Annotated in this window: 10 protein-coding genes and 1 pseudogene; 7 read left to right on the forward strand and 4 right to left on the reverse strand. The window is 63.0% G+C overall.

Annotated elements, in window-relative coordinates:
* Nucleotides 1-288: 288 nt before the first annotated feature.
* The 7 genes from ACPQ6D_RS17975 (at nt 289) to ACPQ6D_RS18005 (ending at nt 8,251) form a co-directional block, all read left to right on the forward strand.
* Nucleotides 289-567 carry a metal-sensitive transcriptional regulator gene (locus tag ACPQ6D_RS17975; protein WP_423225731.1) on the forward strand — a complete coding sequence of 93 codons (279 nt, stop codon included), beginning with the start codon at nt 289-291 and terminating at the stop codon, nt 565-567.
* A gap of 70 nt (nt 568-637) precedes the next feature.
* Nucleotides 638-844 carry a heavy-metal-associated domain-containing protein gene (locus ACPQ6D_RS17980; protein WP_423225732.1) on the forward strand — a complete coding sequence of 69 codons (207 nt, stop codon included), beginning with the start codon at nt 638-640 and terminating at the stop codon, nt 842-844.
* A gap of 96 nt (nt 845-940) precedes the next feature.
* The gene (locus tag ACPQ6D_RS17985; protein ID WP_423225733.1) at nt 941-3,439 is read left to right on the forward strand and encodes a heavy metal translocating P-type ATPase; all 2,499 of its coding nucleotides are present in this window, start codon (nt 941-943) and stop codon (nt 3,437-3,439) included.
* A gap of 195 nt (nt 3,440-3,634) precedes the next feature.
* The gene (locus ACPQ6D_RS17990) at nt 3,635-4,531 is read left to right on the forward strand and encodes a tetratricopeptide repeat protein (protein WP_423225734.1); all 897 of its coding nucleotides are present in this window, start codon (nt 3,635-3,637) and stop codon (nt 4,529-4,531) included.
* A 42-nt stretch (nt 4,532-4,573) separates the two neighbouring features.
* Nucleotides 4,574-5,053, forward strand: coding sequence for a hypothetical protein (locus tag ACPQ6D_RS17995; protein WP_423225735.1), 480 nt, complete (start codon nt 4,574-4,576; stop codon nt 5,051-5,053).
* 25 nt (nt 5,054-5,078) lie between these two features.
* Nucleotides 5,079-6,602, forward strand: coding sequence for a M1 family metallopeptidase (locus ACPQ6D_RS18000; RefSeq protein ID WP_423225736.1), 1,524 nt, complete (start codon nt 5,079-5,081; stop codon nt 6,600-6,602).
* An 8-nt stretch (nt 6,603-6,610) separates the two neighbouring features.
* The gene (locus tag ACPQ6D_RS18005; protein WP_423225737.1) at nt 6,611-8,251 is read left to right on the forward strand and encodes a M1 family metallopeptidase; all 1,641 of its coding nucleotides are present in this window, start codon (nt 6,611-6,613) and stop codon (nt 8,249-8,251) included.
* Between the two features lie 39 nt (nt 8,252-8,290).
* Here the strand turns inward: ACPQ6D_RS18005 and ACPQ6D_RS18010 are convergent, their stop codons facing one another.
* The 4 genes and pseudogenes from ACPQ6D_RS18010 to ACPQ6D_RS18025 form a co-directional block, all read right to left on the reverse strand.
* Complete coding sequence (locus tag ACPQ6D_RS18010; protein WP_423225738.1) at nt 8,291-8,767, reverse strand: DUF1572 family protein; 477 nt, start codon at nt 8,765-8,767, stop codon at nt 8,291-8,293.
* Between the two features lie 38 nt (nt 8,768-8,805).
* Complete coding sequence (locus tag ACPQ6D_RS18015) at nt 8,806-9,294, reverse strand: DinB family protein (RefSeq protein ID WP_423225739.1); 489 nt, start codon at nt 9,292-9,294, stop codon at nt 8,806-8,808.
* Nucleotides 9,295-9,400: 106 nt separating this feature from the next.
* Nucleotides 9,401-9,621, reverse strand: a pseudogene (locus tag ACPQ6D_RS18020) (hypothetical protein); the annotation flags it as partial.
* Nucleotides 9,622-9,789: 168 nt separating this feature from the next.
* A partial coding sequence (locus ACPQ6D_RS18025; protein ID WP_423225740.1) for an NUDIX domain-containing protein occupies nt 9,790-10,054 on the reverse strand: 265 nt, incomplete at its 5' end.

Raw genomic sequence — 10,054 nt, forward strand, 5'->3', positions numbered from 1 at the left:
CTGATGATGCACCCGGCGGCTGCTTAGGGAACAGGTCAACTGCTGTTCACTTGTTGTTCAACGCCACGGGATACGTGCTTGACCGAACAACACGCCAAAGGGTGCATTTCAATTTCGGGGCGTTGCCCCAGAGGGGCTTGCAACCTCGTAGCCGGATGGCCTTTGGCCTCCGGCGGGGGTGCTGAAATGCACCCCACGCCAAATGGCGTATTGACATCTGGCGGTGACCGTGTTACAATGACGCCACATCCCCCCCGGTGGGGGGTGGGGTGAGAGCAGGAGTAAACGATGAACGCGCAAATGAAAGAGCAGGTTTTGAGTCGGCTGAAGAGCATCGAAGGGCATGTGCGTGGAATTCAGCGCATGGTGAACGACGATAACTACTGCATTGATGTCATCAGCCAGGTGCAGGCCGTGCAGAAGGCGCTGGACCGCGTCAACAGCCTGCTGCTGGACAACCATCTCAACTCCTGCGTGATTACGGCCGTGCGCAGCGACGACTCGCAGGAGCGTGAACGTGTCCTGGGAGAGCTGCTGCACGTGTTCGAGACCGGCAGCAAGTTGTGATTTCGCCGCCGCGGCCGAGCCGCAAGGGTGTTTTTTGCGAAAGCAGCGTGTCAACGAAAGGATCTAAGCAATGACAGTCAAAACGTATTCTGTGCCGAACATCTCGTGCCATCACTGTGTCAACACCATTGAGCGCGAGCTGAAGGATGTCGCCGGCGTAACGTCGGTGAAGGCCAATGTCAGCACCAAGGCCGTCATGGTTGAAGTGGCAGATGCCAGCCGCCTGACCGCCGTGGAAGCGATGCTGGACGAGATCGGTTATCCGGTCGAGAAGTAGCCGTCCGCCGGTGACCCTGAAGGACGAAGGACCCGCCGAGCTGCCATTCGTCCTTAATCTTGTCAACCCTCGCCAATCCCCCAATCGGAAGGTGCCATGTCAACCAAAGAGTTGAGCCTGCCGGTGACCGGCATGACCTGCGCGAACTGCGCCAATACGATCACGCGCACCTTGAAGAAGACCGCGGGCGTGACCGAAGCCAGTGTCAACTATGCCAGTGAACGCGCGCAGGTGATTTTCGATCCGGCGTTGGTCAAAGAAGGCCAACTGGTGCAGCGGATTCGCGATGCCGGCTATGACGTGCCGCAGGCGCGCGTAGAGCTGCCCATCACGGGGATGACCTGCACCAACTGCGCCAACACGGTGCAGCGCGCCTTGCGCAAGGTGGACGGTGTGGTCGAGGCCAATGTCAACTACGCCAGCGAGAAAGCCAGCATTACCTACATCCCCGGCGCAGCTAACCGTCAGGATTTGATCCAGGCCGTGGAGAAAGCCGGCTACGGCGTGGTGCAGGCGACGGGCGACGAAGCGCTGGAGGATGCGGAAGCGGCCGCGCGTGAGGCTGAAATCGCCGATCAAACGCGCAAGTTCTGGGTCGGTGTGGCTTTCGCCGCGCCCTTGTTCCTCTTCAGCATGGCGCGTGATGCCGGCTTGCTCGGCATGTGGGCGCACGAAGCATGGGCAAACTGGCTGATGCTGGCGCTGGCGACGCCGGTGCAGTTCTACGTCGGCGGCGACTACTACGTTGGCGGCTGGAAGTCTATCCGCAATGGCTCGGCCAACATGGATGTGTTGGTGGCGATGGGCTCCTCGGCCGCGTACTTCTACAGCCTGGCGATTTTGATCGGCGGTCTGTTCGGCTGGCATGGCCTGGGCGATCACGTCTACTTCGAGACCGCCGCGGTTATCATCACGCTGATCAAACTGGGTAAGCTGCTGGAAGTGCGCGCCAAAGGCCGCACCTCGGCCGCGATCAAGGCGCTGATGGGTCTGCGCGCGCGGACCGCGCATGTCGTGCGCGACGGCCAAGAGATCGAAATCCTGGTCGAGCAGGTGCGCAGCGGCGATTATGTGATCGTGCGCCCTGGCGAAAAGATTCCCGTGGATGGCCTGGTGGTTGAAGGCCGTTCCGCGGTGGATGAATCCATGCTGACCGGCGAAAGCCTGCCCGTGGACAAGAAGCCGGGCGATGCCGTGATTGGCGCCACGCTCAACAACCAGGGCATGCTCAAGTTCGAGGCGACGAAGGTGGGGCGTGAGACTGCGCTGGCGCAGATCATCCGCCTGGTGCAGGAAGCGCAAGGCTCCAAAGCCCCGATCCAGCGCCTGGCCGATCAGGTCTCGGCCATTTTCGTGCCCGTCGTGCTGGGGCTGGCCGCGCTGACGTTCCTGGGCTGGTATTTCCTCGGCCAGGTCGGGTTTACCCAAGCGCTGGTTTACACCATCGCCGTGCTGGTGATTGCCTGCCCCTGCGCGCTAGGCCTTGCTACGCCGACGGCGATCATGGTTGGCACTGGGAAGGGCGCGGAGAGCGGCGTCTTGTTCAAGAGCAGCGAGGCGCTGGAGCGCAGTCACAAGCTGACCACGGTGGTGCTGGACAAGACCGGCACGATCACGAATGGCAAGCCGGCGATGACCGACCTGGCGCTCGTTGGCCAGGACCAGGTCTCCAGGGCAGATGTTCTATTCCTCGTAGCGTCGGCGGAAAAAGGCTCTGAGCATCCTTTGGGGCAGGCGATTGTCAAAGCCGCGGAGGCTGAGGGCATGCGCTTAGCCACGCCGGAGCGCTTCGAGGCCCTCGCGGGCATGGGCGTGCGCGCCACGATCAACGGCCGGGCCGTCCTGGTGGGCAATGTGCGCCTGTTCGAGCAAGAGAAAATTGACATAACTGAAATGGCTGCCACGGTGACACGGCTGCAGGACGCGGGCAAGACCGCGATGCTGGCCGCGGTAGATGGTCAAGCGGCCGCGGTCATCGCCGTGGCCGACACCGTCAAAGAAGGATCGGCCGCGGCCATAGCCCAACTGCACGCCCAGGGCTTGCGGGTGGCGATGATTACGGGCGACAATCAGCGCACCGCCGACGCCATCGCCCGGCAAGTCGGGATTGACCAGGCGCTGGCGGAGGTGCTGCCCGGCGACAAGGCCGCGCAGGTGAAATTACTCCAGCAGCAGGGCGAAGTGGTCGGTATGGTGGGGGATGGCATCAACGACGCGCCCGCCCTGGCGCAGGCCGATGTCGGCATCGCGATTGGCACCGGCACGGATGTCGCGATGGAGGCCGCAGGTGTCACGCTGATGAGCGGCGACCTGCGCGGCGTGCCGCGTGCGTTGGCGCTCAGTCGCGGCACCATGCGCGTCATCAAGCAGAATCTGTTTTGGGCTTTCTTCTACAACGTGATCCTGATCCCGGTCGCGGCCGGCGCCTTCTACCCGCTTTTCGGACTGCGCCTGCACCCGGTGCTCGCCGCGGGCGCCATGGCCTTCAGCAGCATCTTCGTGGTCACGAACTCCCTGCGCCTCAAGGCGTTCGATGCCAGGCGAGATCGTCTGCCGCGCGCAGGCAATCCTGCGTTGTCGCCTTCGGCCGCCTAGCGAACCAGCCCCATGCCTGCCGCGCCGCTGGGCCAATCGCGTGTGCCATAAACGCATGCGGATTGGCCCAGCGGCTGCCTTGCCTCGATGAGTTGCTCCACGAACTTCTCGTTGATTTGAGGCATTGCCGCTCACGAGATGGTTTCAATCGCTTGACGTATTGCCTGTTTTGCAGAAATATGGTATAGTCAACGTGTGAAACATCTACGCAATCCGTGGGTCATTCTGTCGCTGATGATCTCGTTGCTTGCCTCGGCCGCGTTAGGGCCAGCAGCCGTACGCGTCGTGAGCCGCAGCCTGGCCAACGGGGCGATGGACGCAGGACAACCGGCGCGCGCTGCGGCCGTCCTGAGGGCTGCGCTCGTGGTACAACCGCAGTCCGCGCCGCTGCACGATGCGCTCGGCCTGGCTCTTCATGCGCAGGGTGGTGTAGCCCAGGCCCTGGCCGAATTTCAGCGGGCCGTGCAGTTGGACCCCGCGCTGGCTTCGGCGCAGAACAACCTTGGTGTGACCTTGCTGGCCGTGGGGCGGCCCACGGCGGCCGCCGAGGCGTTGACGCAGGCTGCACGCATGAACCCGGGGCTGGCGCGGGCTTTCCTCAACCTGGGCTATGCACAGCGGGCGGCTGGCCAACGTGAGGCAGCCTTGACCGCATTCCGGCGCGCGGCTGATCTCGACCCCCGGCAGATTGATGCTCGTTTGCAGTGGGCGGCGTTGATGTTCGCAGATGAGGCCGTGGCTGAGGCGCAGCAGGCCTGGCAGGAAGCGCTGGCGGTCGAGCCGCAGCAGCCCCAAGCGCTGGCTGGACTGGGCGCCGCGGCCGTACGCCGGGGTCATTTTGCCGATGCCCTGCAGCCATTGCAAGCCTCACTGGCGCAGGCGCCACAAACCGCCACGACGAGCTATTACCTGGGGCTGGCCTGGCAAGGTTTGGGACGCCTGGACAACGCCCGTCTGGCGTTCGATCAGGCGCAGCAGTTCAGCTCCGATCCGACCTTGCGGCGCCTGGCGCACATGCAGTTGTTGGTCTTACTGCCCTCGGCGCGCAGCGACGAGTCGCTGCCGTCACGCTCAAATGGCAGCGTTCAATAGAAAGCGGCCTTTCGGTTTATTTATCGCAGAGAGAACTCACCCATGCCTCTTGAATCACCGTCACATACTCATTTTCCCTATCGTGCGGGCGATTTGCTGCGCAAACGCCTGATTGTTCTGGCATTGCTTGCCGCTTCCGTGGCGTCGCTCGTACTGTGGGCCGCGCCGGTCGCGCAAGCCGGCGTTTTAGAGAAAACGCCAGGCCCCTTCTTCTGCGCCAGCGCCGAGGTCAGCGACGGCGACGGCTCCATCAGTCATCCGTGGAGCTGCCAGACTCCCGACCAGTTCCAACTCGCCGTTGCGAAGGTCTGCCGTGTCGGCGGCGGCGCACTGTATTTCATCTTTTCTGATGGCTACATCCAGTACACCGTCGCGGCCGACTGCACCGTGAAGGCTGGCGCGCCGCAAAACGGCCAACCACCTGATACCGGCGTCGCTGTGCCCGCGCCCTGGCTGTTGACTGCCGGCGCGGCGCTCGGCCTGGTTCTCCTGGCCGCGGGCGCGCTGCGCGCTTCACGTTAGCGCCGCCGTGTTAGGGGAAGGGTGTATGACGAAATCTCCTGGCTGGAGACGACGCGGCGCGAAGCTAAGCGCCGGGCTGTTGATGGGCGCAGCCCTCCTCTTTCTCTTGGCCGGCTGCACCCTCTTCAGCCAGCCGAAGCCAGACCCCTGGGCGGCTTACCGCAAGGGGCTTGCGCCGTTGAGCCAGAACATCCTGGACAGTCGCCGCGATTGGCCCCGCTACAACCTGGAGTTGCAGATTGATCCCACCGCGCGGACGATCTTCGGCAGCCAGGAAGTCATCATCACCAATGACTCGCAGGTGACCTGGGGCGACCTCTATTTTCGCCTCTTCCCTAATCTGCCGCAGTTCGACGGCGCCATGGAGATTCGCAGCGTACAGCAGGCTGACCGGCCGGTCCCGTTCAGCTACGCGGCTGACCGCACTGCAATTCGAGTCGCCCTGCCGCAGCCGCTGGGACCTGGCGCTTCTATCACCCTAGACCTGGTCTTTTCTGTGGACGCGCCCGCGCCGACCGCGCCCTACGTTTTGTTTGGCGCCAGCCAGGGCATTCTCAACCTTCCATTGGCCTATCCGGTGTTAGCGGTGTTCGATGAAGCGGCGGCCGCGGCTGGCTCGTCTATTCCCTGGCGCCTGGATATGCCGGCGCCCTACGGCGATACGGCGTTCACTCAGGCTGCGCTTTACCAGGTTACGGCGACGGTGCCCAGCACGTTCACGGTTGTGGCCACCGGCGCGCTGCTTGCGCGCACGTCATCCACGGACGGCGAGGATACCTGGCGCTGGACGAGCGGTCCGATTCGTGAATGGATGATGACCCTCAGCCCCGATTTTCGAGTCGCATCTACCAGCGCGTACAGCACGACGGTCAACTCGTATTTCCTGCCGGGCGATGAGTCCACCGGGAACGAAGCCCTGCAGGTAGCCGCCGCTGCCCTGCGCGTGTACCAGGATCACTACGGCCGCTATCCGTATCCCACGATGGATATCGTTGCCTCGCCTCTGCAATACCGGGGCATGGAGTTTCCAGGCCTGGATTTGATCGGGCTTGATCTCTATCGCCAACGACCGCAAGACCTGGAGTTTCTCATCGTGCATGAGGTGGCCCACCAATGGTGGTACAACATGGTTGGCAATGACCCGGTGCGCACGCCGTGGCTGGACGAGGGGCTGGCGGAGTATTCGACCTATGTGTACTGGGAGTCGGTGCACGGGCAGGCGGCCGCGGACAGCCTGTTGGCGAACCGTTGGCAGGTGCCTGTTGATTATGCGCGTAACAATGGCCTGGATGCCATAGTCAATCAACCGGCCAGCGCGTTTGGCGCGGGGCGCTACGAAACCATCGTCTATGCCAAGGCGGCGCTCTTCTTCCATGCGGTGCGCCAGGCCGTGGGCGACGATATGTTCTTTCGCATCTTGAAGGCCTATGTGCAGCGCTACCGTTTTCGTGAAGTGCAGCCGTCCGATTTTATCAGTCTGGCCGAGCGCATGAGCGGGAAGCCTCTGCAAGACTTGTTCCAGGAATGGGTGCTGAGCAGCGTCCCGTGAGATTCTACATGCCGCAAAAATCTCATCGTCATGGCTTGCTGCGCATACTGATCGCAGCGATGATGGCGTTTGTTCTCGGCGCCTGCACGCCGCAGCGCACACCAACGCCGCCCCCGGCCACTCCGATCACCGCCCTGATGACGCCGACATCGGCGCCAGCGACGCCGACATCGGCGCCAGCGACGCCGACATCGGCGCCAGCGCCGACTGTCGCGCCGCGTACGGGCGACCGGGCAGGGTCGCCCCCGCTGGCGCCCGCCTCTTGGAGCGACTTGACCCGCTTTACGCAGGCGCTGCGCCCGTCCACGCAGGCTGACTTGATGGCAGCCCAGCCGCCCCTGCACTACCAGATTGAGATCCGCCTCGATCTTGAGCAGCGTCGAATCACAGGCCAGGAATGGATTCATTTTACGAACAACAGCCCAGGACCGCTGACGGAGCTCCCGCTGCGGCTCTATCCAAACCTGGGGTACAGCGAGCCCGTGCTCAGCATCAAGCGGCTGATGATCGCCGGCGCTGCCTCGCAGCCGCGCCTTCTAGCCGAGAATTCGGCGGCTGTGGCAACGCTGACGCAGCCGCTGGCGCCGGGGGCCAGCCTTGACCTCTACGTGGAATTCGAGGCGCGCCTGCCCAATGAAGGCGGAGGCAACTACAGCACCTTTGGCTATGCGGCCGGCGTGCTGGCCCTGGCGCAGTTCTACCCAACCGTGCCCCGAATTGGGTCTGCGGGGTGGGGTTTGGAAACGCCGCCCCTCTTTGGCGACATGACGACAGCCGATCCGGGGCTGTACGATGTGTGGGTCACCGCGCCGACTGGGATGATCCTGGTTGCGACCGGCATCACGGCGGCTGTCACGGACAACGCGGATGGCACGACCACGCGCTATTTCGTGGGCGGGCCGCAGCGCGAGTTCAACCTGGTGGGCAGCCGCGACTTCGAGGTCAAGAGCCGCCAGGTGGGCGACGTCACGATCAATTCCTACTACGCGCCAGGGCATGCGTCGGGTGGGCAAGCGGCCCTGGACTGGGCCAGCGAGGCGTTTGGCATCTACCAGGCAGCCTTTGGCGCTTACCCGTACACCGAACTGGACGTCGAGGCGACGCCGACCGACGCCGGGGGCGTGGAGTATCCGGGCCTGGTGGTGATCGCCGACCGCATGTACGACCAGGCGGGCGCGCGCGGCTCCTTTTTTGAGATTGCAGTCGTGCACGAGGTGGCGCATCAGTGGTGGTATAACCTGGTGGGCGATGACCAGGTGCGTGAGCCGTGGCTGGACGAGGCGCTGACGCAGTACGCGACGGTGCTCTACTATGACGCCCGTTATGGCGCGGATGGCCGCGCGGGCATTGTGAAGTCGTTCAACGACCGCTGGAACCGCGTCAAGAGCAGCAACGATCAGCCGATTGGGCTGCCGGTTGCCAGCTACGAGGGGGGCGCTTATGGCGCCATCGTTTACGGCAAAGGCCCGCTCTTCCTGCTGGCGTTGCGTGAGCAGCTCGGCGCTGACGTCTTCGCCCGGTTCCTCAAGGACTACAGCGCCGCCTATCGCTGGCGCACCGCCACCACCCAGGATTTTTGGGACGCAGCCGAAACATCGTGCGCATGCCAGCTCGATGACCTCTTCGCCCAGTGGGTGACGCCGCCCTGATCTGCGAGCAAACGCCTTGAATTAAAGTTCAGATTGGTATTACGGCCGCAGCGCGCTCGCCAACAGATCAATCTGCCCGATGTGGTGCGCGGCATGGAGCAGGTTCCGTAGAATGGCTCGGACTACGCTGTGCGCCTCGCCGCGAATGTAAACGATTTTGGCGAAATCTTCTTCTTGGAGCGATTCAAGCGCAGCAAACAGGACGCGCCAGCCGTCCTCCCAGCGCTGCATGATCTGGGCGCGGCTTTCGTCCGCTTCGTGCAGGAATTCGGCCGGGCGCTGGCGGGTCGGCTTTTCACCATCAGTCGTCAAGAAGTCAGTCCAGCGTGAGATGAAATTGCCGCTGATGTGTTTGACTAAGATCGCAAGGCTGTTGGTATGATTGTCCCCATCTTCCCTCAGATGCGCAAAGAAGTGCGCATCCGTGACCGTCGCCAACGCGGCATCGGCCATCTGCTTCTGCGCTTGATATTGCGCAATGGCCTCTTGCTTGAATCCCATCCACGAGCTGTCCATAACTTCAATCTCCTTGTGCTCTGGTGCAGCAACAGCCGCTATCGTTCGAGTTCGTCGAAATACGACCAGCCATCCAACTCCGGCGGCTGAATTCCCAGCTGCGTCAAGATTGTCATGACCTGCGCACGGTGCTCAGTCGCGTGGTTGATGGCCTGTGTCAGCAGGATCGTCTTTGGCACGTGACGGGGCGCGCCTTCCCAGGCAACTTCAACGGTGTCGTCGGCCTGGACCTTGCCGGCCCACTCGATCAGGCCGGCGCCCGAAGCGCGCAACGATTCCGCCATTTCTTGCAACGTCATGGGCGGGGCGTCTTGAGGGCGGCGAACTGACTGGCCCGTGCTGATGCGTGAAAAGTAAGAGCGCTCGGCTGTGGCGATGTGCTGCAATGTGTCTCGAATAGAGCCATAAGCGCCGGTCAAGGCGCTATCGAGCTGTTCGTCAGTCAACTGGGCGCATTGTTCGACAAGCCGAAGATTGGCCCAGCGATTGTGGCGAAATAGGGTCGTGAGTGTGTCGTTTGAATTCATGTGTCCTTGTTCCCATAGTCGTTGATTGAAAGCTGTTGGATAGCCTGGTTGGGCGCGCCATAACTGACGATCGCCACATCAAGATCAGCATGATAGAGCGTCAACTCTCGGTATTGCCCAATGCGGCGCCGATGTCGGCCGGGCAGTCAATCTGGCTGCCTGCCGATTGCCGGATCTGTCTCTCGACGCGGGCAAAGTAGTTGCGATAAATTGTTCCCGCGCCCGCGGCGATTGCGCAGGCTGGCCCTGGGTATGATCATGCTCATAGATGCCTACGCCCTGCTCAGGCGTGACGCTCGGCGACGCTATTTCGAGCAGGTTGAACTGCAATCGTCCCGTAGGGACGCCTTGACTTGAGACCGACGACGCCCCCTGCGCCCGTCGTCCCGTAGGGACGATTGAATGAGGGTACCCCGGCTCATCCCGGCGAGAGAGGAGTTCAACCGTCCCTACGGGACGGACGCAGATGGTGCGATCATGGATGGCCGGCTCAGGTCAGGTGTCCCTAGGGGACACGTCCCGAACCTCACGAATCGCAGCCTGCTCGGACGTCTCGCCCGGCTCCACGTCGCCGCCCGGAAGGTACACACCCAACCGCGTCTGCACCGTTGCGACCCGCCGCTGCCCATCGCGGATAACCAGGTCGCCGCCGGGGCGAAGGTGGCAGGATGCGGTCGGGTCCTCCACCCCGAAGGTCTTCACTATTGACCGTACTTTGTGTGCCGCGATCGTGGGGGACTCTCGCTCCTCAAACCCCACG

Origin of the sequence: Candidatus Amarolinea aalborgensis, assembly GCF_900491745.1 — a bacterium.
Taxonomy (GTDB): Bacteria; Chloroflexota; Anaerolineae; order SSC4; family Amarolineaceae; genus Amarolinea; species Amarolinea aalborgensis.